The sequence below is a fragment of the Burkholderia sp. F1 genome, from assembly GCF_050813845.1.
Classification (GTDB): domain Bacteria; phylum Pseudomonadota; class Gammaproteobacteria; order Burkholderiales; family Burkholderiaceae; genus Burkholderia; species Burkholderia ubonensis.
In genome coordinates, this window is sequence record NZ_CP172421.1 from 1,985,519 (window position 1) to 2,008,704 (window position 23,186).

The window sequence follows — 23,186 nt, forward strand, 5'->3', positions numbered from 1 at the left end:
GCACTGGATGCAGGACATCGTCACGGGCGAGGCCTGGACGCTCGAGGACGCGCTCGGAGAAGCGAGCCGGCACGGCATCGATTGCGACACGGCCATCGTGGGAGCCGGCGCGCTGAGCGCGAGGCAGCGCCTGGAAATTTACGTCCTCAGCTATCGCTTGCGTCTCATCGAGTGTCTGCGCGCCGAGTTTCCGGTGCTGCGACGTTTTGTCGGCGACCAGGTGTTTGATCTTTTTGCGGGTGCCTATCTCGGCACGCGGCCGCCCTCTTCTTATACGCTGTTCGATCTCGGGGCCGGTTTCCCCGACTTTCTGGAAGCCACGCGCCCGCAGCCAACCGACGGACGCGGCACGCTCGACGCGTTGCCGGCCAGCCTAGCGCGGCTGGAGCGCGCGTTCGCGGAGTCCGAGCGGGCGGCCGGCGTCGAGGCGAGCACCGGCTCGCTCGGGCCGTATGGGATGGTCATGTCCGTCGCGCGGCCTCTGTTCATCCCCGCGTCGCTGCGGCTCTTGCGGCTCGATTTCGATTTCTCCGGTCTCGTTGCCGCGATGGCGGCCGGCAAGCCGCACGAGATACCCTTGGCGAGCGATACGCTCGTCGCCGTGGCGCGCAGCCACTATCGCGTTCGAATGCACAAGCTCGAAGCCTGGTCGTTCGCTTTCCTGAGCCGGCTCGGAACCGAGGGACGCCACGTGCGGGAAACTGTGCCCGACGTCGCAAGCCAGGTGGGACGCACCGAGGACGAGATCGAGGCGCACTTGCTGGCGTGGCTGCCATTCGCGTTCGACGCGGGACTCGTCGCCGCCGTCTAGCTGTAGGTACTCGCATTTGAAACCAGCCGTGCTTGCAATCAACGCGACTTCCTGCTTGAGATCACTGCAACTGACCGGAGGCGTGTGCTCGGATTATCTGCAACTGACGGTACTCAGATCGGCAGCCCGGCCGCCAGCATCTTGCCGCTGCCGACGACGCCGCACACGGCAATGAGCCGTCCCTCGACGATCGCCCCCTTGATGTCCTTCATCAACTGCTGGTGGTGCGCGGTCTCGAAATAGCCCGCCTGATTCAGCGGTACCGTCAGTCCATAGTGCTGCATCACTTCAGCTCGTATGTTCTTCTCCTGACTTGCCGTGCCGGAAATAGTCGCGAAAGCGCGCGAGGACGATGCGTCGGACCAGGGTCTCGAGGTGCAGGGTGAAGGGGAAGAAATGCTGCGCCTCTTCGAGCAGATGCCGGATGAATTCCTTCTCTTGGAAGGTCTTCGCGACACGTTTCCGTGCGCCAAGGGACGGTAGGGTGGAATGCAAGCAAGGCCTCTTTCAATTACAAGCACCTACAACTAGCGGGTATCGCTCGTGCGCCCGCTGGCGATACCCAATCGCTCCTCGAGATAGCATCCCAAAGCCCGCTGCATCTCCCGACGCAGCGATGCGCGCTCGCGCTGGTCGACCAGTCGGATTCCCTGAATCGTCGCGCGTATCATCAACGAAGCGGCCATGGAAACCGCCGAAAGCTCACGCGCCTTGATGGACAAGGCATACGACGACAACAGGGTGCCGATGATTGCCGACAATCGATCGATCGCGTGCCTGTGCGGCATCAGCGCCGGCACTTCGGACAGTATCGCCCACACGGGGCGCCGCTCCACATAATCAAGAATGATCGAAACGAGGCGTCGCGCCAGTTCCTTGGGGGTATTGGGCAAATTCGCCTTGCACTGCTCGAGCTGCCCGGAAACTTCATCCATGTATCGAAGCAGTAACGCGAGGCCGATGTTCTCCTTGCTCGGAAAGAACTGATAGAGCGATCCAACCGATGCGCCGGCATGGTGTGCGATCCCGCTCATCGTTGTCCGGTCGTACCCGTCCGTCTCGAAGAGATGTTCGGCCGAGTGCAGCAGGTCTGCCACGCGACGCTCGCCGCGCTCTTGCGTAGGGGTCTTCGACGACCTTGACAAAATGTGAGTGTCATTCATATTATGATTCGGAATTGTGAGTGTGATTCGCATTTTGCGTGATTAAGGTCAACCCGTAATCGCGGTGTTTTTGCGATTGTGTGAATGCCCGGCGTATTGTCCGTCGACTTGAAGCCGTGTTCAACGGCTTCGTCATCCGGCGTAGCGCGGCGTCACGCTTTCGATCGGCCAACCGATTGGCCGAAGTGTCGTCTGCTCCGTCCGAAGTTCCTCTCACAGGAGTTGCAGCATGTCCGATGTCAACCACGCGGTACCATCCCCGGTTCAGTGCGCGCAAGACGCGATCGAATACGGGATCGATGCTTGGCAACGCAGTGTATTGCTGCTGGACGTGCTGCGCGAGCGTGGCAACATCTATCTCGATCATGCCCGGTCCGGCAAGCCGCCTGTTCTGGCGTTCGAATACGAAGTCATCGTCGACGGCCGCACGTTACCCCAGCCGGCAAATTACGCACTGGCGCGCATCATCCCTCCGGGCGGATCACCCGAGACCGATCCGAAGAAACGACCGTTCATCGTCATCGATCCCCGCGCCGGTCATGGACCGGGCATCGGCGGCTTCAAAATGGACAGCGAGATCGGCATCGCATTGAAGCAGGGGCACCCGTGCTATTTCGTCTTCTTCTTTCCCCACCCGGAACCGAGCCAGACGATCGAATCGGTCACGCGCGCGGAGATCGCATTTCTCGAATGCGTGGCGCAGCGGCACCCCGACGCCGAGGACAAGCCGTTCCTGATCGGCAACTGCCAAGGCGGATGGGCAGCGCTGATCCTTGCCGCCGCCGCTCCCGAACGGGCGGGCCCCCTGCTGCTCGCGGGCTCGCCGGTGTCCTACTGGGCCGGCGTGGCCGGCAAGAATCCAATGCGCTACACGGGCGGGCTGCTCGGCGGGACATGGCTCGCGTCGTTTGCCGGCGACTGCGGGAATGGAACCTTCGACGGCGCCAACCTGGTCAATAACTTCGAGCAGATGAATCCGTCCAATACGTATTGGACGAAGCTCTACAACGTCTACGCGAATATCGACACCGAGCCGGCCCGTTTCCTGGAATTCGAGCGCTGGTGGGGCGGCCATTTCCTGATGAACAAGGAGGAAATGGAATGGATCACGCAGAACCTCTTTGTCGGCAATCGCCTGTCCGCAGGCGAGGTGGTATCGGCTGACGGCAGGACGCGCATCGATCTGCGCAACATCCGTTCGCCGATCGTCGTCTTCGCATCGTGGGGCGACAACATCACGCCTCCGCAGCAGGCGCTTTACTGGATTCCGGACCTGTACGACAGCGTCGACGCGATCCGCTGCAACGAGCAGACAATCGTCTATTGCCTGAACGACAGGATCGGGCATCTGGGTATTTTCGTGTCGGCCGGCGTCGCGAAGAAGGAGCATGCCGAACTCATCAGCGCGCTCGACCTGATCGATGTGCTGCCTCCCGGCTTGTACGAGGCGGTGATCGAGGATACGCAGCCCGACCTGCCAGGTCTCGAGTTTGTCGCGGGGCGCTATCTGATTCGTTTCGAGGCCCGGGAAATCAGCGACATTCTTGCGCTCGGCGACGGGCGCGACGGGGAGCACGCGTTCGAAGTCGTCAAGCGCGTCGCCGAAATCAACCAGGGCGCTTACGACAAGTTTGTTTCGCCGTGGGTGAAGGCCGCATCGAATCCGTGGACCGCGGCGTGGGCACGGCTGATGAACCCGGCGCGCGTCGAGCGATGGGCGATTTCGAATCTGAATCCGTGGGCGTTGCCCCTCAAGTTGACGGCGGATGCGGTACGAACCTGGCGGCAGGCGGCATCGCCCGTGAACCCGCTGTCCGAAAGCGAAAACCACGTATCTCAGGCGATCGTGCGCGGTCTGGAAGACTATCAGGCATGGCGCGACGGCGCCGTCGAGATACTGTTCAGGACGATCTACGAGTCACCGTGGCTCGCATCCCTGGTCGGTCTGAAGGAGGGGTCCGTCCAGCGACGCACGAACGAAACGGAGAGTTGGTTTGAAGAGGAATTCAAGCGGCTCAAGCGACGTGAACTTGAAACGTGGTTCGAGAATGGCACGCTGCTCGACGGCGCGATGCGCCTGATCATCTATTGTGGGCGCGACCTTCGTGTCGTGGATGAGCGCCCGTTCAATGCGATGCGCGAGCTGATGCGCGAATCCGGGCTCGACGCGCAGATTCGACTCTCCGACCTCAAGCAAGTGACCAAACGCCAGACCTTTCTGGTGCTGCTGGACGAGGAGCGCGCGCTGGCCGGACTTCCCAAACTGCTGGTGCGCGAATCCGACCGCCGTCGCGCGCTCGACGTCGCCCATGTGCTGGCGGCCACCCTTGGCGAGATCGCGCCGGAGGAACGGGCCCGTTTTGCCCGTGTCGCCGAGGTGCTCGGATTGGAGCCGCGCGCGCGCCGCGCGACGAAGTCGACGGAATCTGCGTGAGGGACTGCCATGGAACACAAGCGTGAAAAATACGAGCGCCTGATCGCGTTCGCGAAGACGTTGCCGGCTACGCCGACTGCTGTCGTTCATCCGTGCGACCCGAGCGCGCTGAGTGCCGCGGTCGAAGCGGCAAGGCTCGGCCTGATCGCGCCGATTCTGGTCGGGCCGTCGGCGAAGATCGTTTCAATCGCGGAAGAGGGCGGACTCGACATTTCGAGCCTGCCGCTCGTCGATGCACCGCATAGTCATGCGGCGGCTGACGCCGCAGTGCGTCTCGTCCGGGAAGGGCGGGCGCAGGCGCTGATGAAAGGGTCGCTGCATACGGACGAACTGATGGGCGCGGTCGTCGCACGCGAGACCGGCTTGCGTACGGAACGCCGCGTCAGCCACTGCTTCGTGATGGATGTGCCGGGCCACGACGATCCGCTGATCATCACGGACGCGGCTGTCAACATCGCGCCAACGCTCGAAGAAAAGGCCGATATCGTGCGAAACGCGATCGATCTCGCCCACGCATTGCGATTTCCCGTCGCACGCGTCGCGATCCTGTCCGCGATGGAAACGGTCAACCCGAAGGTACCGTCGACGCTCGACGCCGCAGCATTGTGCAAGATGGCGGATCGCCAGCAAATCGTGGGGGGCGTGCTCGACGGCCCGCTCGCGCTGGACAATGCGATCAACATCGACGCTGCCGAACTCAAGCACATCGACTCGCCCGTCGCCGGACGCGCGAACGTCCTTGTCGTGCCGGATCTCGAAGCAGGCAACATGCTCGCGAAAAGCCTGTCGTTTCTCGCGGGCGCGGACGCGGCCGGGATCGTACTCGGCGCGCGCGTGCCGGTGATCCTCACAAGCCGGGCCGATTCGGTGGTCACCCGGCTTGCGTCCTGTGCGGTTGCATCGATGGTCGCGCTGTGGCGGAACGTCTCGTCGCGCGTCGTCGCACACTGAGCCGGGGAGCCATGGACGTCATTCTGGTCATCAACGCGGGTTCATCCAGCGTCAAGTTCTCGGCCTTCGCGGTGTCAGGCGGCGCGCTTGATCCAGTTTGCCACGGAAATTTCGAGGAAATCCATACCGATCCACGTCTTCACGTTATCGATGCGCATGGCGCTGCGCTCGAGGAAAAGCACTGGCCCCAGGATACGCGGCTCGGCCACGAAGGCGCGATCGGCTTCCTGTTCGACTGGCTGCGCAGCCACTCCAGCGGCCACACGCCGATCGGCGTCGGACATCGTGTCGTTCATGGGGGGAGCCTGTATGCAAAGCCGGTGCGTATCGACGGTGAAGTCATTGCCAACCTGGAGGCGCTGGTGCCGCTGGCCCCGTTGCATCAGCCGCACAATCTGACCGCGTTGAAGTTCGTCGCGCAGCGGCGTGCCGATCTTCCGCAGGTCGCATGCTTCGATACCGCCTTCCATCATGGGCAGCCCGCCATTGCGACGCAGTTTGCGCTGCCGCGCGAGATCACGCTGCAAGGCGTGCGGCGCTACGGCTTTCATGGTTTGTCGTACGAGTACATCGCGTCCGTGCTCGCACGCTACGACGAAAAGGCCGCGCACGGCAAAACCGTTGTCATGCATCTCGGCAACGGCGCGAGCATGGCCGCATTGTCGAGCGGGAAGAGCATCGCGAGCACGATGGGATTCACCGCGCTCGAAGGGCTGCCGATGGGCACGCGCTCCGGCACCGTCGACCCCGGCGTGCTCGTCTGGCTGATGGATCATCACCACATGGACGCTCGCGCGATCGAGACGCTGCTGTACAAGCAGTCGGGGCTGCTCGGCGTGTCCGGCATCTCCAGCGACATGCGCGCGCTGCTCGACAGCGAAGATCCGGCGGCGGCGAACGCGATCGAACTGTTTTGCTACCGGATCTCGCGCGAACTCGGATCGCTGGCGGCCGCGCTCGGTGGTCTGGACAGCATCGTCTTCACGGCCGGAATCGGCGAGCACGCGGCCGCCGTGCGCGAGCGTGTCTGTCGTGCCGCGGCATGGCTTGGCGTGTCGCTCGATCCGGCCGCGAATGCGCGCCACGGACCACGTATCAGCACGCCCGACAGCACGGTCTCGGCGTGGGTCATCCCGACCGATGAAGAATGGATGATCGCATCGCATACCCTTGAACTGCTGGGAGCCTGAATGGAGAAGATCCCGAACTTGCCGCTCGAGGGGCGCAAGGCGCTGATCCTCGGCATCGCGAACGAGCATTCGATCGCATATGGATGCGCGCGGGCATTTCGCGAGCTGGGTGCGGAGCTGGCGATCACCTACGCGAATGACAAGGCCCGTCCGTATGTCGAGCCGCTCGCGCGTGAACTCGGAGCGGCACTCGTGATGCCGCTCGACGTGTCGACGCCGGGTGAAATGGACGCATTGTTCGACGCGATTCGCCGTACGTGGGGTCGACTCGATACTGCGGTTCATTCGATTGCATTTGCGCCCAAGGCAGATCTCCAGGGCGGCTTGATCAACAGCTCGGCGGAAGGGTTCGCAACGGCCATGGATGTGTCGTGCCACTCGTTCATTCGGATGGCGCGACTCGCCGTACCGTTGATGGATCAGGGCGGAACGCTGTTCGCGATGAGCTATCTGGGTGCCTCCAGGGTCGTGCCGAACTACGATCTGATGGGGCCGGTCAAGGCGGCGCTTGAGGCGACATGCCGATATCTCGCGCACGAGCTTGGTCCGCGCGGCATTCGCGTTCATCCGATTTCGCCGGGGCCGCTCAAGACGCGCGCCGCGTCGGGACTCAAGGATTTCGATTTGCTGCTCAATGAAGCGGTTGAGCGGGCGCCGCTTGGCGAACTGGTCGACATCATGGATGTCGGTTTCAGTTGCGCCTATCTCGCCACGCCGTATGCGCGGCGTATTACTGGAAACACCATGTTCATCGACGGCGGCGTCAGCATCATGGGCTAGGGCGTGAACACGCCCTAGGCGCCGGGTGCGGCGATCCTGGATACCCTCGAGCACATCGCTTGATTTCCTTGTAAAGAGAATACCGACATGAGATTGCTGATTGGAAACTTGCCGCCCGGTACCGGCGATGACGACCTGCGTGCATTCGTGCATAAGTACATACAGGTCGAAATCGGCGGTATGACACATGTTGACGTTGATGGCCCGAATCCGAGCGTACTGCTGGAAATCCACGGCGCGGAGCATGCGCTGCTGGAAGAGATGCAGCGCCGTCTGCATCATGTGTACTGGAACGGATGCATGCTGTCCGCACACGTGATGCTGTTTTCCGGATGAGTACGGCCTGCGTGGCGTAAAGATTGATTTCTTGCTCAACGAGGGCATTGCGTACATCTCGCATGCTCTATGTCACGAGTGCACCTGGATACATGGCCGGCTCGGTCGCTGAGACGCTTCCCGGATCGCGGCCGCGTCCACAGCATCATTCTTGACTTGATGAACGACGGAAAGACCAGTCAGGAAGTATTTGATTTGATTGATTATTGTTTTTATGGGTCGAGCGCCGAGCCTTGTCGCGCCTGGATCTGTCTACCCCGGTAAAACGCATGAAAATCAAGGGGACCCCGGAAACGATGACAGAAACGTGAACGCGGGCATTCAGCAAATCGTTCTTGACTAATCACGGCCCGCAGCCTAGCTTGAATTTCGAAACCGAATGCCGCGCGCTCGCGGCCGACGGCATCGATCGAATCCGGCTTCGCTTCACCTCGGGGGAGCGCATCATGCGTGCGATGGTCACAGCGTCGGGGAAGACCGTGGCGTCCGTTCGGTCACGCACCCCCGTTCAGTCCGATGACGGCCAAAATTTAGTTTGCATACCTGATCGACTACCTGCTTCGCCGCCACCCCGCTGAGCTTCACTTCTTCCTTTCGATTTCGCAACGATCCGCCAGCCGGCGCCGTTCGTCCGCCACCGGCCGATCAAACGGTTAGCTCGCAGTACGGCGTCCGCGGCATGAAACGCGCTGCTCGCCGGCTTTGAATGGAGGCGCGCCATGCCTGTTGCAGTCACCTATCCAGGCGTCTATGTGCAGGAAATCTCGAGCGGCGTGCGAACGATCGTCGGCGTCGCGACGTCGATTGCCGCGTTCGTTGATTTTTTCTCGACGGGTCCGATGAACCGGGCCGTGCTGATCGAGAGCTTTGCCGATTTCGAGCGTCAGTTCGGCGGGCTCGATACGCGCGGCGAAGCCAGTTACGCGATTCAGCAGTTCTTCCTGAACGGCGGCACGCAGGCGTATGTTGTGCGCGTGTCGTCGACGACGCCCGGAAACGCAGCGACCGCCGCCGCCATCGCGATGGCGGCGGCGCCGACCGACACCGATGACGTGCTGACCGCGACCGCGGCAAGCGCAGGCGCGAGCGGCAATTTCCTGCGCATCGACGTCGATTACGGCGCGGTGGATCCGTCGACGCAATTCAACCTGACCGTCACTCAGCTCAATCCCGACGGCAGTCCGGCCGCGAAGGAAACGTTTCGCAACCTGATCGTCGGGACCGGCAAGCCGAACGACGCGGTGGCGACCGTCAACGCGGCGTCGCAGCTCGTGCGCCTCGCAACGTCGGCGAGCGGGCAGGGCAAGCGTCCCGCATGCACCGGCACCGTGAGCAACGCGATCGGCGACGTCGGCGCGCTCGGTCTCGCGAAGACCGATGCCGTCGACGTGACCTTGAGCGGCAAGGCGATCGGCACGACGGACGCGCTCGGCGATCCGCCGCCCGCGACGATCGACGGCGTCGCGCAGAAACTGCAGAGCCTGTTGCGCGGGCTGAAAAACGGTAGCGACACGCCGCTCGCGAATGCGACGGTCGGCGTGGTCCGCCTATCGCCGACCCAGCAATATCTGGTCGTGAAGGCTGGCACGTCGGGCGCCGCCGACACGGTCGGCCTGTCGAACAGCGCCGACGGCCTCGCAAAGAAACTCGGCTTCGTCGCCACCGGCCAGAACGTCCAGCAATATGCGCTCGGCGCGGCGTCGGCGTCGCACGATCAGTTTCTGCCCGTCGATCCCAAGTCCACGACGACGCCGCCCGCGCGTGCGCAGCAGGCGGGCAGCGACGGCAAGGTCGATCTGTCGGGCGACGCGGCCGGTTTCGCCGGTGGCCTGATCGGCGACGCAGCCGCGAAGACCGGCATGCAGGCGCTCGTCGACGTCGATCTGTTCAACATCCTGTGCGTGCCGTCGACGATGAACCTGCCGGACGATCAGGCCGCCGCGGTCGCGACGGCGGCGATCGATCTTTGTACGAGGCGGCGCGCGATGTATCTGCTCGACACGCCTCAAGCCGATGCGAATCGCGACGCCGTGCCCGCGATCATGCAGTGGCTTGACGCGAACTCGGGGCTCAGAAGCCGCAACGCGGCACTGTATTTTCCACGCATCGACATCCCCGATCCTGTCAACGGCTATCGCGCGCGCCGGGTCGCGCCGAGCGGCACCGTCGCGGGTCTGTGGGCGCGCACCGACGCCTCGCGCGGCGTCTGGAAGGCGCCCGCCGGCACGGAGGCGAGCCTGGCGGGCGTGCGCAAGCTCGAATACACGCTGACCGATCCGGAAAACGGCGTGCTCAATCCGCTCGCGATCAACTGCCTGCGCACGTTCCCTGTCTACGGCCAGGTGCTCTGGGGCGCACGCACGCTGAAAGGCGCCGATCAAATCGCCGACGAATACGCGTATATACCGGTGAGACGGCTCGCGCTCTTCATCGAGGAGAGCCTGTATCGCGGCACGCAATGGGTCGTGTTCGAGCCGAACGACACGCCGTTGTGGGCGCAAATCCGCCTGAACGTCGGCGCGTTCATGCAGACGCTGTTCCGGCAGGGTGCGTTCCAAGGCGCGACGCCGCAGCAGGCGTACTTCGTCCAGTGCGACGCGACGACGAATCCGCAGGCGACGATCAATCAGGGCATTGTCAACATCGTCGTCGGATTCGCGCCGTTGAAGCCGGCCGAGTTCGTCGTGGTCACGATCCAGCAGATCGCCGGGCAACTGGCGAGCTGACGGATCGTCGGGTTCACGAACAGGCGTGCCGATGAGCCGGGACGAGTCGAATCGAACGGGAGACCATCGTGGCTGAATTCACCGTCAATGCGCAGCGCTTCGATCCGTACAAGAACTTCAAATTCCGCGTGAAGTGGGACGGCCGGTATGTCGCCGGCGTCAGCAAGGTCGGCATGCTCAAGCGGACGACCGAGGTCGTCAAGCATCGCGAGGGTGGCGATCCGTCGAGCAGCCGCAAGTCGCCGGGCCGCACCGAATACGAGGCGATCACGCTCGAACGCGGCGTCACCCACGATCCCGAGTTCGAAGCGTGGGCGGGCAAGGTCTGGAGCGTCAATCACGGGCTCGGTGCCGAAGTGTCGCTGAAGGATTTTCGCAAGGACATCCTGATCGAGCTGTACAACGAAGCGGGACAGCTAGCGATCGCGTACAAGGTGTATCGCTGCTGGGTGTCCGAATACCAGGCGCTGCCCGATCTCGACGCAAACGCGAACGCGGTCGCGATCCAGCACATCAAGCTCGAAAACGAAGGATGGGAGCGCGATATCTCGGTATCGGAACCGACCGAGCCGAGCTTTACGCCGCCTTCGGTCGGTTAGGTCCGCCAAGCGCGTGGAGTGGACCAAAGGCCGCGAGTCGAGGGCTGATATCCGAGGGCAGGGAGCCGAAAGGCTGACGGCGGCGAAGCGCACGTCGGGAGCGCGCATCATCGGGGGAACGTCATGGGGCAGGCGATGTTCGATCGGATGGCGATGTCAATGGCGGGGACGGCGGGCGATGACGTGAGTGGCGCGAGCGTGCCGGCACCCGCTCCGGCCGACATGCTGGCCGCGTGGGAGCGCGGCGCCACGCTCGACGCCGTCGAGCGCGGCTTGATCCTGCTTTCTCTCGCGTGCCCCGGCTGGCCCGCCGATGCGTTGCTCGCGGCCAGCATCGGCGAACGTGACCGGCGGTTGCTTGCGCTGCGCGCCGCGATGTTCGGCGCGCATCTGTCGGCGCTCGCGTCGTGCGACGCGTGCGGCGAGCCGCTCGAACTCGACGTGCCGATCGGCGATCTGCTGGCCGCGTCGGCGCAGACCGCCGGCGATGCGCCGACGGCGTTGACGTGGCAGGACGACGACGGCATCGAATGGCGGCTGCGCGTGCCCGACAGCGGCGATCTGCGCGCGGCGGCACACGCCGGCGACGGCATCGCGGCCACGCACGCGCTGATGCGGCGCTGCATCGTGTCGGCGCGGCTCGGCGGCGAGTGCATCGAGATTCGCGCGCTGCCCGACGACATGCTCGACGACGCAGCGCAGCATATCGAGGTGGCCGATCCGTACGCCGATCTGCGGCTCGCGTCGACCTGCTCCGCGTGCGGCGCGCACTGGCAAGCGCCGCTCGACATCGCGTCGTATTTGTGGGCCGAGCTCGACGCGTGGGCCGCGCGAATGGTGTGGGAGATCCATACGCTCGCGTCCGTATACGGCTGGCGCGAAAGCGACGTGCTTTCGCTTGGACCGGCGCGCCGTGCCGCTTACCTGAATCTGGTGCTCGGATGAACATGAACGGCTACTTCGCCACGCTGGTGTCACGCGCACGCGGCGACGCCGCCCCGGCCCGGCTCAGGCCGCGCGTGCCGTCGTGGTTCGAGGCGAGGGCCGATGCCACGTTCGACGCGGCGCGGCGGTCGTCCTCATGGGACAATGCGGCCGGCGTTTCGCGCCGCTGGCCCGATGCCGATGCGCACGGCGATGAGCAATCGGCAATCGATCCGTTCGCGCCGAATGGCGACGCACGCCTGCTTCGCAGCGCTCCCGCGGCTCCTCTGGCGGAAACACGCGGCGGATCGGCGCACGCCGGTCATCCGCCGGCGTCACCGCAGCCCGGTCGCGCGGCAAGCGTCTCCGTTTCGATGCCGTTTTCGGCGGACGGGCTCACGCGCCGCGCACACGACGCGGTCGACATCGACGCCGAAACCGGCACCGGCAGCCGCGCGGCATCGCCACCGTCTGTCCGGACGCCGAAACCTCGTCGCGACACCGGCAGCCACGATCCCGCCGGCGCGGCTCGCGCAGCAGGGATTGCCACGCCATCTCGCATGGCGTCCGTCCCGACGCCCACCGGCCGCGCAAGCGGCGTCGTCGTGCCGCGGCCTTCCGCGATCGAACCGATCCGCCCGGCGTCGAACCCGCGCTGGCCCGCGACGCGTCCGGCGCGCGGCGCGCCCGACGACCGCGGCGCCGCGCGCGAAGAGACCACCGTCGTCATCAGTATCGGACGCATCGACGTGCGCGCCAGCCCGGCGCCGCCCGAGACACGCGCGCGCGAAACGCCGGGCGGCCCACGCGCGATGACGCTTGACGAATATCTGCGCAGCCGTACCGAGCGGGACCGATGACGCCGCCGCGTTCCCGGTACCCCAGGCTGCGCCTGAACCCACTCGCCACTCCGAACGAACCGACGGCCTCGCCCACGCCCACACGCCCGCCATGAGCAACTCGAACGCGATCGCTGCCGTCACCGCCACGCTGCAATCGATCCTGCAGCAGGGCACGACGTCGGAGCCGGGACTGAACGACACGACCGTGACGATCCTGCCGCTCGACAAGGCGCGCGGCAGCAACACGAACAACCAGTTGAACCTGTTTCTCTACATGGTCGTGCGCAACGCGGCATGGGTGAACGCGGACATCCCGCGGCAAGTCAGGCCCGGCGAGGTCGCGATCCCGCCGCTGCCTCTCAACCTGTACTACCTGATTACCGCGTTCGGCGCGAACGACGACGCGACGCAGCCGTCGGGCCACGCGCTGCTCGGCCGGGCGATGAGCGTGCTGCACGACCACCCGGTGCTGAGCGCGGCCGACATCGCGGCGGCCACTGCCGCGCTGCCGCCGAGCGATCTCGACAAGCAGATCGAGCACGTGCGCCTGACGTTTCATCCGCTGACGATCGACGAACTGTCAAAGCTGTGGACCGGATTCGCGATGCAATACCGGCTGTCGGCCGCGTATGAGGTTGGCGTCGCGCTGATCGAGAGCGCGCGGCCGACCCGCGCCGGCCTGCCGACGCTCACGCGCGGGCCACAGGATCAGGGCGTCGCATCGCAGCCGGACCTCACGCCGCCCGTGCCGACGCTCGTCGCGCTCGCGTTGCCCGACGGGCAGCCCGCCGTGCGGCTGGGCGGCACGATCGCGTTGAGCGGTGTGCATCTCGACGGCGTGAGCGTCGGCGTGCGGTTCTCGCATCCGCTGTGGAGTGCGCCGGTGGACGTGCCGCCCGCCACGGGCGTCACGGCAACGTCGCTTGCCGTGACGATTCCCGCGCAGCCCGCTGCGTGGCCCGCGGGTTTCTATGCAGTCAGCGTGCTCGTGCAGCGTCCCGGCGAGACGTTCAAGCGCGAGACGAACCAGTTGACGTTCGCGCTCGCGCCGTCGCTTGCGCTCGGGCCCGCGACCGCGCCGGCGGGCGACATCGTTTATACGGCCACTGTGTCGCCGCAAGTGTGGCCGAGCCAGCGCGCGTCGCTCATGCTCGGCGCGACCGAGATCGTCGCCGATCCGCATCCGTCGCAGACCGGCACGCTGACGTTTCTTGCGGCCGGGCTCGCGGCGGACGATTATTGGGTGCGTCTGCGCGTCGACGGCGTCGACAGTCTGCTCGTCGATCGCAGCAAGACGCCGCCCGCGTTCGATCCCTCGCAAAAGGTGAGCGTACTATGACCGAGAGCGAATGGCTCGATGCGAACGCGCGGTATTTGAGCGACGCGATCGCCTGGGTGCGCGAGCGATTGGCGGCGCATGCGCGGCGGCGGGAGCAAGCGGCGCAGCCGGCGTCGATCGAGGAGTCGGGGGGGACGCGAGCGCAAGCAACGGTGCCGGCATCGCCGTCGACATCGGCGGTTGCGTCACCCACCGCCGTACCGACACCCGCGCCTCCTCAAACATCGACGCCGCCACGCGAACATCGCGGTATTTTCGGATTTCTGCACCGAGGCGGCGCCGACCGCGCATCCGCATCACCCGTCGTATCCGCGCCTGCCGGATCGCCGGGCGCGCCGTCCGAGGCATCCCAATCCGCCGAGCAGTCGAATGCACATCCGTCGATGCCTTCGTCGAGTGAATCGCCCGGCGCATTTTCTGCGGCGGCTCCCGAGTTCGACAGAAGCGGTGAGCGTCGAACGCCGCCGCCCGCGCTGCAACTGATCCGGCAGCGCTTCGGCCTCACAGGGTTCGAGCGCGACGTCCTGCTGCTCTGCACGGCGATGGAGCTCGACACGTCGATCGCCGGACTGTGCGCGCAAGCGCAGGGCGACCGCGCGCTCGCGTATCCGACCTTTGCGCTCGCGCTGCGCCTGTTCGACGACGGCGCATGGGACGCGCTCGCGCCCGATCGTCCGCTGCGGTACTGGCGGCTCGTCGAGATCGGCGCGTCGGGCGGCTCGCTGATCTCGAGCCCGCTTGCCGCCGACGAGCGGATCGTCAACTTCATCAAGGGCGTCACGTGCTTCGACGACCGGCTCGCGCCGCTCGTGATGCCGCTGCCTTGGCCCGAGCCCGCCGCGTCGAATGATGGCGACGGCAGCGCGTCCGAAGCCTCGGACGCCGCCGATATCGCGACTACCGATGACGACGCGCTGCTGCCCGCGTCGCAGCGCGCGGCGGTCGACACGATCGTCGCGGCGGTGAACGGCGGCGCGAACGCGCCCGGCCGCGCGGACAGCGTCGACGCCGCCGCGCTGCCCGCGATCTGGCTGCTCGGCGGCGACACGGCGAGCAAACGTCTGATCGCCGCGGCCGCGGCCCGCGCGCTCGGCCGCCACGCGTACCGGCTCGACGGCTCGATGCTGCCGTCGGCGGCGAGCGAACTCGACGCACTGGCACGGCTGTGGCGGCGCGAAAGCCTGCTGCTGCCGGTCGCGCTCTATGTCGAGGCCGAGCACGGCGACGGCGTGCAGGCCGTCGTCGATCCGCTGTTGAACCGCCTCGACGGCCTCGTCTTCGTCGCCACCCGGCATCTGTGGCCGGGCGGCGCGCACACGCCGCTCGCGGTCGAAGTCGGACGTCCGAACGCCAGCGAGCAGAAAGCGTGCTGGCGTGCGGCGTCGCCCGCGATCGGAGAGTCGCTCGCCGATACGTTGTCGGAACAGTTCGATCTGAATCCGCCCGCGATTCGCGAACTCGCGCAACGCGAAACGTCGGCGCACGCATCGCAGGCCACCGCCCCGAACACGCCGCCGCTCGACATGCGTCTGTGGGACGCGGCGCGCGCGCTGACGCGGCCGGGCCTCGATCTGCTCGCGCGGCGGCTCGTGTCGAATGCGACCTGGGACGACATCGTGCTGCCCGCCGCGCAAAACGAATTGCTGCGCCAGATCGCGGACCAGGTTCGCCATCGCGGCACCGTCTACCGCGATTGGGGATTCGCCGCGCGGATGAGCCGGGGCCTTGGCATCAGCGTGCTGTTCGCCGGCGCGACCGGCACCGGCAAGACGATGGCGGCCGAGGTGCTCGCGAACCATCTGCGTCTCGATCTGTTCCGCATCGATCTGTCGGCGGTCGTCAGCAAGTACATCGGCGAGACCGAAGCGAACCTGCGGCGCCTGTTCGACGCGGCGGAGGGCGGCGGCGCGATCCTGTTCTTCGACGAAGCCGACGCGCTGTTCGGCAAGCGGACCGAAGTGAAGGACAGCCACGACCGCTACGCGAACATCGAGATCAATTACCTGCTGCAACGGATGGAGTCGTACGTCGGGCTCGCGATTCTCGCGACGAACATGAAGGCCGCGCTCGATCAGGCGTTCCTGCGCCGGCTGCGCTTCATCGTCGACTTTCAGTTTCCGGGCACGGCCGAGCGCGAGCAGATGTGGCGCCGCGCGTTTCCGGCCGAGACGCCCGTGGCCGGGCTCGATTACGCGCGCCTCGCGCGGCTCAACCTGACGGGCGGCCATATCGCGGTGATCGCCGTGAACGCGGCGTTCCAGGCCGCGCGGGCCGGCTCGCCCGTCACGATGCCGATCGTGTTCAACGCGGCACGCATCGAATTTCGCAAGCTCGATCGGCCTGTCAACGAGACCGATTTCCGCTGGTCGGGAGCGGTCATATGAAAATCGTCGTGCGCATCGAGCGGCTGGTGCTGGACGGGCTCGCGAGCGAGCCCGGGCATCCCGCCCGCTTGCGCGCCGCGCTGGAGAGCGAGCTCGCGCGGCTTGTCGGCGAGGCGCGCGCGGCCGGCTGGCGGGCAGGCCCGGCGCCCGTGCTGCGCGCGCCGGGCCTGCGCCACGCGCGCGGCGATGCGCCGGAGACGATCGGACGGCGGATCGCGGCATGCGTGGCCGCGTCGTTGCGCGAGAACGGCCGGGGGCGGCGATGAGTACGCGCACGCTCGCGGCGATAGCGGGGCTTGCACGCAACGTCGCGTCGGCGCAGCGCAGTGCGCGCCCGGCGCGGATCGTATCCGCGCCGCTGCGCGCGCTTCCTCTCGGCGAAGCCGTCGCGCTCGCATTGCGCGGCGGCGGCCGGCCGCTCGATCCGTCGATGCGGCGTTTTCTTGAACTGCGCGTCGGCGCGTCGGGTCCGGCCCCGGCCGCGAGTGCGACCGGCCTCGACGCGACCAGCGCGATTGGCGAGGGCGGCGCGGCGCCCATGCCGCTGCATCGCTTCACGGCCGCGCCGGCGGCGCACGGCCTCCCGCGCGATCCCGACGCGTCGCGGCGCTTGCCGGCCTTCTCGATCGCCCGCACGGACGATCCGCTCGAACGGGATGCGGATCGCGCGGCTGACCGCGCGCTGCAGGCGCCTGACGTCTTCGCCGCGCACGCGCCGGCGTTCGCGGCGGATTTCAGCCGCGTGCGCGTCCACACCGGCCCGGCGGCGACAGCCGCGGCCCGCGCGTTGCGCGCCCGGGCTTTCGCGTTCGGCGATGACATCGCGTTCGACGACGGCGCCTACCGGCCGGACACGCCGGGCGGCCTGTGGCTGCTCGCGCACGAGGTCGCGCACGTCGCGCAGCGCGCGAAGGGGCTGTTGTTCCGCAAGGCGTCGGCCGATCCGCTTTTGCCGACGAACGCGGCCGACAGCGAGATCGACGACAAGGATCTGCCGTTGCCGACCGACGACGATCCGCAACCCGGCGTCGTCGCGGCCGCTGCGCCCGCATCGCCCGCGTTATCCGCGCCGCCCGGGACATTCCCACGAGCCGCCGGTCAAGCCGTGCCGGCATCGGCCGGCCCCGCGAAACAGCCGGGCGCGGCGCTTGCGCCCGCCCCGCAGCCCGACGCCACCAGCGACAAAGTCGCCGGCAAAACCGGCGACAAGCCCGCTGGCCCGAAAACGCCGGGCGACTTGCCCACCGGCGACCTCGCGTTGATCGACGACGAACTGGCCGAGCACGAACGCTGGGGCGCGGCGGCGGCGAAGGTGGGCACGGCGGGCTCGAAGGAGCGGGCCGCGTTCATCGCGGAACAGGCGGGCGAAGGTGCGGCGAAGGCGTTTGAGGAGGGTGCCGTCGAGGGCGCGAAGACGGCGATCAAGATCAAGGTTGCCGAGAAGGTGATCGAGAAGGCGGCCGTGACCCTCGCGGTCCGGCTCGGCGCGCAGGCGGCGAAGTTCACGCCGCTGCCGGGCATCGGCGCGGTGATCGGCGGCGTGATGGCGGGCTACGATCTCGCGAAGCGCGACTGGGGGGCAACAGGCAAGGCGATCGCGAACTTCGGCAAGGGCGCGGACATCTACGAGCAGCTCGCGAACTCGATCGAGGCGATCAGCAACGTGATCGAAGTGGCGACGGCGGTCGCGAACGTGATCGCCGGGGTGCTCGGCGGGATCACAGTGATCATGTGGGCCGCGGCGGTGGCGACCGCCGGCGCGGTGTCGCCAATTGCCGCCACGCTGACGGCAATCTCGCTCGCGATCGGCGGCGGCACGATGGTGCTCGACGGAATCAACGCGATCGTCCTCAAGGAATTGATCACGATGTTCCGCGCGCTGCACGCGTTCGCGAGTGACGCCGATCCGCGCGACGTCGTCAAGCAGGGCGAGGCGATCCAGACCGCGGCGGGCGGGGCGGCGGGCTTCGCGGGCGGCATGCTCGGCGCGAAGGCGGCCGAGAAGGGGGCGCATCTGGCGACGCCGAAGCCGCCGGCGAAACTGCCCGGGCATCCGAATCCGCCTGCCGCGAGCGGCGAGGGGCCGCTCGTCAAGGCGGAACCGCCAGCGGCGAAGGCGGGCGGCGAGCCGTCGCAGGCAAGCGGGAAGCCGGCGGGCGCGGGCGGTATCGGTGAAAAGCTGCCGGCGGCGGATGTGCCCGTCGCGGCCAAACCTGTCGAGGTGTCGCCTTCCGGAATACAGTCGGCCGGAGAAGTCCGGCCCGTCGAGATGCCGGCCGCGAAACCGGCTGAAATGCCTGCCGCGGCAGGCGCGGATATTCCCGCAGCAAAAGCGCCGCCGCAAGCGGAAGCCGCAGCACCCGCCAAGCCCGCCGAGATCGAGATCAAGGCCACGCCGGAAAAGACGGCGACCGCGCAGGAAAAGGCGGCTTCGCCTCCGGAAGCGAAGCCCGTGCAGGAGTCGCCCGCACCGTCCTCGGAAATGAAACCGCCGCAGGAAGCCGCGCAGCCGTCCAAGCCGGAGGCCGCGCCGGATGCGGCCGCGCAGTTGAAGGCGAGCCCGGCGGCCGGGATCGCCAAAAAGGTCAAGGCGGCGAAGACAAAAAAGGCCAAGCAGGCAGCAATGGCGACGACGGCGGAGAATGCCGGATCGGCGGGCGCATCGGTGGAGCCGTCGAAGCCGACGGTCAAGCCGGCCAAGTCGTCGAAGGCGAAGGGAAAATCGAAGGCGCCGGCGAAAGAAGCTGCGCCGCCATCGAAAGAAACCGCCCCGTCGTCGAAGGAACCCGCGTCTTCAGCACCGGAAACGCCCGTCGCGGGCGGCGCCAACGAGCCGCCCACGTCGAAAGAGACGTCGTCCAAACCGAGCAACGATCCGCTGGACGTCGCGGAATTCGAAGTGCGCCAGGCTGCGTTCGAGGCCGGTAAGAAAATGCAGACCGGCGAAGTGAAGGCCACGCGCGACGGCAAGGAATTGCCGCCGCCCAAGGGTGAAGTGCTCGATCAACTGTCCGCGAACACCGAGGAAGCGAAGGAGCTGCGTCTCAAGTACGCAACGAAGCAGGGTAACGAGGCGGGCAAGATATTGCTCAAGAACGTCAAGGAACACTCGGAAGCGGCAAGTGCGGGCGCCAAGGACGGGCACTTCGGCGAAGCAAGCCGCCGTCTCGTTCCGGAGGCCGGGTTTCACGAAGGCAAGATCATTTCGGTGGGCGTCGAACCCGGGGGGCAGCCGAAGGACGCACGCACCTCCGATCTGAACATCGCCAAGAAGCCGGTCTCGCCGAAGGAGTGGGAAGGCCTGAAGGGCCAGGGCGGGGCCGATGCGTTCGAGCACGCGCTCGACATGAAGCTGGGAGGCGGCAAGGTCGCCAAGAAACAGGAATTCAAGAAGCAATCGGGCGGGCTCGACGTCAAGGAGATGACACCTTTCTCGAAGATCAAGCGGCGCAAGAGCGGCAGGAAAAAATCCGGCGCGGGAGCGCCTGTGTACGAAACCGACAAGGTTTTCGCTGACATCAACACCGAACTCAATGCCGCTCCGCCTGGCGCCGAACCGCCGAAAGCGGTGGAGCCGGCGGTGGAGAAACCGGCCGCCGTCGCGCCGGAACCGGGCGCCGAGCCGGCCGGCGGCAAACCCGCCGCGATGGCGGCGGCCGGGCCCGGCACGCCGGTTGAGGCACCCGCAAAAACGCCCGACGTGACGGCTCCCGAAACGGTCGCACCGCCGTCCGGAGGCGGCGCCAAAGCTAAAGCCAAGACCAAGACCCCAACTAAAGCGAAAACCAAAGGGAAAGCCAAAACCGGAGCCCCAACCGAGGTCGAAACAAAAGCCGCGGCTGAAGCTAAAGCCGGCGCCGAAGGCGAAGGCCAATCCGGCAGCGTTTCCGCCAAACCGGAACCGGCAAGCAACCAGAGCGAACCCCATCCGGCACCCGAGAACCTCGCAAACCTTCCGCCAGGAGAAAAGGCAACCGCCGATGAAAAGGCGGCCCCTGATCCAGAAAGAAAGATCCCGCCGAAGCCCAAGGCTCCGCGGAAGAAAAAGGGCGGGCCGCCCGCGGGCTCCGTGCCCGCTCCGGCGTCGGCCGAGCCCGGGCCGAAAGGGGGATCGGGCGGCGGCGCGGCGGCGGGGGCCGAATTTTCCGCCGAAGCGGCATCGAAGGCGGCGGCCGACAAGCCGGCTGGCGAGCCAGCGAGCCTCGCGCCGCTGTCGCCGAAGGCGTCGAAGCCTGTCGCGGGCGCGGCTGAACTGGCTTCGCCGCAATCGCCGGCTCCGGATTCGACTCCGGCGATTGCGGCGCCGGCGCCAGCACTGGCCTCCGAACCGGCTGCCACTCAATCGCCCGTGTCGGCTGCTGAAACCGCAATCGGCAAATCGGCGGCGGGCGCCGCTCCGGCTCCGGACGCCGGTGGCGTTGCGCCGAAGTCTTCCGCGTCACAGTTGCCCAATGCCGCGCCATCGTCCTCGGCGAGCCCGGCAGGCAAGGCCGCGGGGGCATCGCCGCCGGCGACCTCGGACCAGTCGGCTGCGCCGCCGGCAACGGCCGCGATCGAGGCGGCCCCGGTACCTGCAACGCCCGCCACCGCAGGCAAGGACAGCAGCGCGGCAAGCGCCGCGCCGCCGGCCGGCGGCAAGGCCGAGTCCGCGTCGGCGTCACCGCCTCAAAGCTCGCCGGGGTCATCAGGATCACCGGGATCATCAGGCGCCGCACCGTCGCTGGCGAAACCGGCTGCGCAATCTGGCACACCCTCCGCGGCCGTCGAAAGCGCCGACGCGACCGAAGCCGCCGAACCGATCGTCGCACGCGTCAACCCGGCCTACCAGCCTCCGCCCGCCACGCCCGACGATCTCGTCAGCCTGCGCAACCAGATCATCGATACGCTTGCCGCGCGTGCGCAGGCCGAGCAGTTCGCGCAATTGATGGGCAAGCAGAAGACGCATCACGAAAAAAACGAGCAGCCGCTCGCGGACATGAAGCAGGGCACGGACGAGGCGATCACCGCGACCGACGCGCATCAGAAGGCGATCGCCGAGCGCGACGACGCGAACAAGCGCAAGGGCGAACAGGAGGGCAAGGCGCGCGGCAAGATCGACGACTACGCGACGCGCGCCGGGCAGTTGCTGTCGCTGAAGCTGCCGCTCAAGGGCCTGGCGCGCTTCACGGGTCTCGCGCGCTCGCTGCCGGACAAGCCGGGTGCCGTGCTGAGGCTGAAGAACGGCGTGCTGAAAATGAACGGCGACGCGACCCGGTTCCTCGGCCAGCTCGATCAGATGGACCAGACGATGAACGACCAGAAGACTCAGCAGGTCGAGCGGGAAAAGGGCGTCAAGGCCGACGCCGACACGATCAGGCAGACGGGCGATCAGGCCGACAAGTCGTCGAAGGATCTGCAGGACGCGAAAGAGACGACCGACGATTTCGACAAGAACAACCAGGCGCGCAAGGAGGATGCGTCGAATCAGCAGAAGGGCGCGCAGCAGACGTCGAACAGCCTGTCGGCGCAGGCGAAGCAAAAGGAAACGCAGGCGGTCAGTCTCGCCGCCGCGATGCAGTTCTGGGCGAGTGGCCATGCGAAGGCGCGTGCCGATGCGGTCGAACAGACGCGCAAGCGCCTCGCCGACATGGGCTACCGGATCACGGAGGTGCGCGAACGATGAACACGCCCGATCGCACCGGCACGCTGCTCGACGCCGCGCTCGCGCGGTTGCGTCGGGGCGACCTCGCGGGCGCGGCGGAAGCGCTCGAACAGGCCGCAGGCGCCACGGCCGCGAGCCCGGCCTCTCCCGACGCGATCGATCGCGCGCGCAGCCTGCAACTGGCGGCATCGCTGCGCAGCGCGCTGGGGCAGTCCGAGGCCGCGCGGGCGCTTGCCGACCAGGCGGCGGCCGCATTGCCGGGCGATGTTCCAACCGAAATCGCCGCGCTCGTCAGGCAGGCCGAGGCCGACGAAGCGGCGGGCCGCTGGCGCGACGCGGCACGGCGTTACGGCATGGCGCTCGACGAGGCGCGGCAAACGCCGCTTGGCGCGGATGCGTCCGTCCCGCCCCCGTCTGACACGCCCCTGCCTGGCGCGCCCCAGTCCGACGCAACCCGATCGATCGCGCTCTTGCGGGCGCGCGCCGCGTGCCTGATCGCGGAGGGCGCATACGCCGAAGCCGCGGCCGACTTCGACGCCGCGTGCGCGCTGGCCACGCCTCGCATTGCCGCTTTCCTGCGCACCGAGCATGCGCGCCTGCTGGCCGATGCCGGCGCGTTCGACGCGGCGCGCGCGGCGCTGCCGCCGCCCGATCCGAACGACGCGCAACTGGCGGCCGAGATCGGCGTCGAGCACGCGCGGCTCGAACGCGCGGCCGGGCACTGGAGCGCGGCCCGGCTCGCGGCGGGCGCGGCGCGCGCGCACGCGCTCGAAGCGGCGGCGCCGGTGCCGTATTTCGCGGCGAGCGTCGAACTGGCCGAAATACACGACGCACTCGGCGAGCGCACCGACGCATACACCTCGCTCGCCACCGCATGGGCGACGCTGTCGGACCTGCTGGGCGCCGGCGTCGCCCGAAGCTGGGTCGAGCCGTGTCTGCTCGCGCTGAGGATGCGCTGGGGCGAAGCGGGCTTCGAGCAGGCGAAGCGTACGCATGACGACCGGCGTCGCGCGCAACGCGGCGAGGCGAAGCGATGAGCGCGCACTGCCGTATCGGCACAATCGCC

Annotated in this window: 19 protein-coding genes and 1 pseudogene; 16 read left to right on the plus strand and 4 right to left on the minus strand. The window is 67.1% G+C overall.

The annotated features are described in order from the left end of the window. Positions 1–7 precede the first annotated feature (7 nt). Entirely contained in the window at positions 8–811 is an 804-nt protein-coding gene (locus tag ACFIMZ_RS09460) for an HvfC/BufC family peptide modification chaperone (RefSeq protein WP_431822395.1), read from the plus strand. Positions 812–924: 113 nt separating this feature from the next. Here ACFIMZ_RS09460 and ACFIMZ_RS09465 read toward each other — a convergent pair whose 3' ends face one another. Genes ACFIMZ_RS09465 through ACFIMZ_RS09475 form a run of 3 tightly spaced genes read right to left on the minus strand, consistent with a single transcriptional unit; the run spans position 925 to position 1,908 of the window. After that, positions 925–1,095, minus strand: a complete 171-nt coding sequence (locus tag ACFIMZ_RS09465) for a hypothetical protein (RefSeq protein WP_431822396.1) — start codon at positions 1,093–1,095, stop codon at positions 925–927. 4 nt (positions 1,096–1,099) lie between these two features. Then, positions 1,100–1,306, minus strand: a complete 207-nt coding sequence (locus ACFIMZ_RS09470) for a hypothetical protein (RefSeq protein ID WP_431822397.1) — start codon at positions 1,304–1,306, stop codon at positions 1,100–1,102. Between the two features lie 32 nt (positions 1,307–1,338). Then, positions 1,339–1,908: a TetR/AcrR family transcriptional regulator gene (locus tag ACFIMZ_RS09475; protein ID WP_431822398.1), complete on the minus strand. Its 570-nt coding sequence runs from the start codon at positions 1,906–1,908 to the stop codon at positions 1,339–1,341. A 295-nt stretch (positions 1,909–2,203) separates the two neighbouring features. Between ACFIMZ_RS09475 and ACFIMZ_RS09480 the strand changes: the two genes are divergently transcribed. The 13 genes and pseudogenes from ACFIMZ_RS09480 to ACFIMZ_RS09540 all read left to right on the plus strand — a co-directional run. Beyond that, positions 2,204–4,408, plus strand: coding sequence for a TerB family tellurite resistance protein (locus tag ACFIMZ_RS09480; protein WP_431822399.1), 2,205 nt, complete (start codon positions 2,204–2,206; stop codon positions 4,406–4,408). Between the two features lie 9 nt (positions 4,409–4,417). Beyond that, the gene (locus ACFIMZ_RS09485; RefSeq protein WP_431822400.1) at positions 4,418–5,359 is read left to right on the plus strand and encodes a phosphate acetyltransferase; all 942 of its coding nucleotides are present in this window, start codon (positions 4,418–4,420) and stop codon (positions 5,357–5,359) included. A gap of 11 nt (positions 5,360–5,370) precedes the next feature. Continuing rightward, entirely contained in the window at positions 5,371–6,549 is a 1,179-nt protein-coding gene (locus tag ACFIMZ_RS09490) for an acetate/propionate family kinase (RefSeq protein WP_431822466.1), read from the plus strand. Further along, the gene (gene fabI / locus ACFIMZ_RS09495) at positions 6,550–7,329 is read left to right on the plus strand and encodes an enoyl-ACP reductase FabI (protein ID WP_059965182.1); all 780 of its coding nucleotides are present in this window, start codon (positions 6,550–6,552) and stop codon (positions 7,327–7,329) included. 87 nt (positions 7,330–7,416) lie between these two features. Beyond that, positions 7,417–7,665 (plus strand): RNA-binding protein, encoded by a 249-nt coding sequence (locus ACFIMZ_RS09500; RefSeq protein ID WP_431822401.1) that lies wholly within the window; start codon positions 7,417–7,419, stop codon positions 7,663–7,665. Between the two features lie 719 nt (positions 7,666–8,384). Next, on the plus strand, positions 8,385–10,391 hold the full coding sequence (locus ACFIMZ_RS09505; protein WP_431822402.1) for a phage tail sheath family protein: 2,007 nt from the start codon (positions 8,385–8,387) through the stop codon (positions 10,389–10,391). Between the two features lie 68 nt (positions 10,392–10,459). Beyond that, positions 10,460–10,990 carry a phage tail protein gene (locus ACFIMZ_RS09510; protein WP_059766627.1) on the plus strand — a complete coding sequence of 177 codons (531 nt, stop codon included), beginning with the start codon at positions 10,460–10,462 and terminating at the stop codon, positions 10,988–10,990. A 198-nt stretch (positions 10,991–11,188) separates the two neighbouring features. Continuing rightward, positions 11,189–11,935, plus strand: a complete 747-nt coding sequence (locus ACFIMZ_RS09515; protein WP_431822403.1) for a hypothetical protein — start codon at positions 11,189–11,191, stop codon at positions 11,933–11,935. A gap of 2 nt (positions 11,936–11,937) precedes the next feature. Beyond that, positions 11,938–12,774, plus strand: a complete 837-nt coding sequence (locus ACFIMZ_RS09520) for a hypothetical protein (RefSeq protein WP_431822404.1) — start codon at positions 11,938–11,940, stop codon at positions 12,772–12,774. A 91-nt stretch (positions 12,775–12,865) separates the two neighbouring features. Beyond that, a complete protein-coding gene (locus ACFIMZ_RS09525) occupies positions 12,866–14,095 on the plus strand; it encodes a DUF4255 domain-containing protein (RefSeq protein WP_431822405.1) in 1,230 nt (409 codons plus the stop codon). Next, entirely contained in the window at positions 14,092–16,479 is a 2,388-nt protein-coding gene (locus ACFIMZ_RS09530; RefSeq protein ID WP_431822406.1) for an ATP-binding protein, read from the plus strand. Before ACFIMZ_RS09525 ends, ACFIMZ_RS09530 begins: the two co-directional genes overlap by 4 nt. Beyond that, on the plus strand, positions 16,476–16,745 hold the full coding sequence (locus tag ACFIMZ_RS09535) for a hypothetical protein (RefSeq protein WP_431822407.1): 270 nt from the start codon (positions 16,476–16,478) through the stop codon (positions 16,743–16,745). The genes ACFIMZ_RS09530 and ACFIMZ_RS09535 overlap by 4 nt, the downstream gene beginning before the upstream one ends. A 272-nt stretch (positions 16,746–17,017) precedes the next feature. Beyond that, positions 17,018–17,332: pseudogene (locus ACFIMZ_RS09540) on the plus strand (eCIS core domain-containing protein); the annotation flags it as partial. Positions 17,333–17,577: 245 nt separating this feature from the next. Here the strand turns inward: ACFIMZ_RS09540 and ACFIMZ_RS09545 are convergent. Continuing rightward, entirely contained in the window at positions 17,578–18,000 is a 423-nt protein-coding gene (locus ACFIMZ_RS09545; protein WP_431822537.1) for a hypothetical protein, read from the minus strand. A 7-nt stretch (positions 18,001–18,007) separates the two neighbouring features. On the opposite strand from ACFIMZ_RS09545, the gene ACFIMZ_RS09550 reads away from it, so the two are divergent. Together ACFIMZ_RS09550 and ACFIMZ_RS09555 are read left to right on the plus strand one after the other, a co-directional pair. Further along, positions 18,008–22,141 (plus strand): hypothetical protein, encoded by a 4,134-nt coding sequence (locus ACFIMZ_RS09550; protein WP_431822538.1) that lies wholly within the window; start codon positions 18,008–18,010, stop codon positions 22,139–22,141. After that, on the plus strand, positions 22,138–23,157 hold the full coding sequence (locus ACFIMZ_RS09555) for a hypothetical protein (RefSeq protein WP_431819294.1): 1,020 nt from the start codon (positions 22,138–22,140) through the stop codon (positions 23,155–23,157). Before ACFIMZ_RS09550 ends, ACFIMZ_RS09555 begins: the two co-directional genes overlap by 4 nt. Positions 23,158–23,186 lie beyond the last annotated feature (29 nt).

Excerpts from the sequence above, each read along its gene's own strand:
- ACFIMZ_RS09460 (WP_431822395.1), top strand. The coding sequence starts at position 8 with ATGCAGGACATCGTCACGGGCGAGGCCTGGACGCTCGAGGACGCGCTC.
- ACFIMZ_RS09465 (WP_431822396.1), bottom strand. The coding sequence starts at position 1,095 with ATGCAGCACTATGGACTGACGGTACCGCTGAATCAGGCGGGCTATTTC.
- ACFIMZ_RS09480 (WP_431822399.1), top strand. The coding sequence starts at position 2,204 with ATGTCCGATGTCAACCACGCGGTACCATCCCCGGTTCAGTGCGCGCAA.
- ACFIMZ_RS09485 (WP_431822400.1), top strand. The coding sequence starts at position 4,418 with ATGGAACACAAGCGTGAAAAATACGAGCGCCTGATCGCGTTCGCGAAG.
- ACFIMZ_RS09490 (WP_431822466.1), top strand. The coding sequence starts at position 5,371 with ATGGACGTCATTCTGGTCATCAACGCGGGTTCATCCAGCGTCAAGTTC.
- fabI (WP_059965182.1), top strand. The coding sequence starts at position 6,550 with ATGGAGAAGATCCCGAACTTGCCGCTCGAGGGGCGCAAGGCGCTGATC.
- ACFIMZ_RS09500 (WP_431822401.1), top strand. The coding sequence starts at position 7,417 with ATGAGATTGCTGATTGGAAACTTGCCGCCCGGTACCGGCGATGACGAC.
- ACFIMZ_RS09505 (WP_431822402.1), top strand. The coding sequence starts at position 8,385 with ATGCCTGTTGCAGTCACCTATCCAGGCGTCTATGTGCAGGAAATCTCG.
- ACFIMZ_RS09520 (WP_431822404.1), top strand. The coding sequence starts at position 11,938 with ATGAACGGCTACTTCGCCACGCTGGTGTCACGCGCACGCGGCGACGCC.
- ACFIMZ_RS09525 (WP_431822405.1), top strand. The coding sequence starts at position 12,866 with ATGAGCAACTCGAACGCGATCGCTGCCGTCACCGCCACGCTGCAATCG.
- ACFIMZ_RS09530 (WP_431822406.1), top strand. The coding sequence starts at position 14,092 with ATGACCGAGAGCGAATGGCTCGATGCGAACGCGCGGTATTTGAGCGAC.
- ACFIMZ_RS09535 (WP_431822407.1), top strand. The coding sequence starts at position 16,476 with ATGAAAATCGTCGTGCGCATCGAGCGGCTGGTGCTGGACGGGCTCGCG.
- ACFIMZ_RS09545 (WP_431822537.1), bottom strand. The coding sequence starts at position 18,000 with ATGCCCGGCAGCGGCGTGAACTTCGCCGCCTGCGCGCCGAGCCGGACC.
- ACFIMZ_RS09555 (WP_431819294.1), top strand. The coding sequence starts at position 22,138 with ATGAACACGCCCGATCGCACCGGCACGCTGCTCGACGCCGCGCTCGCG.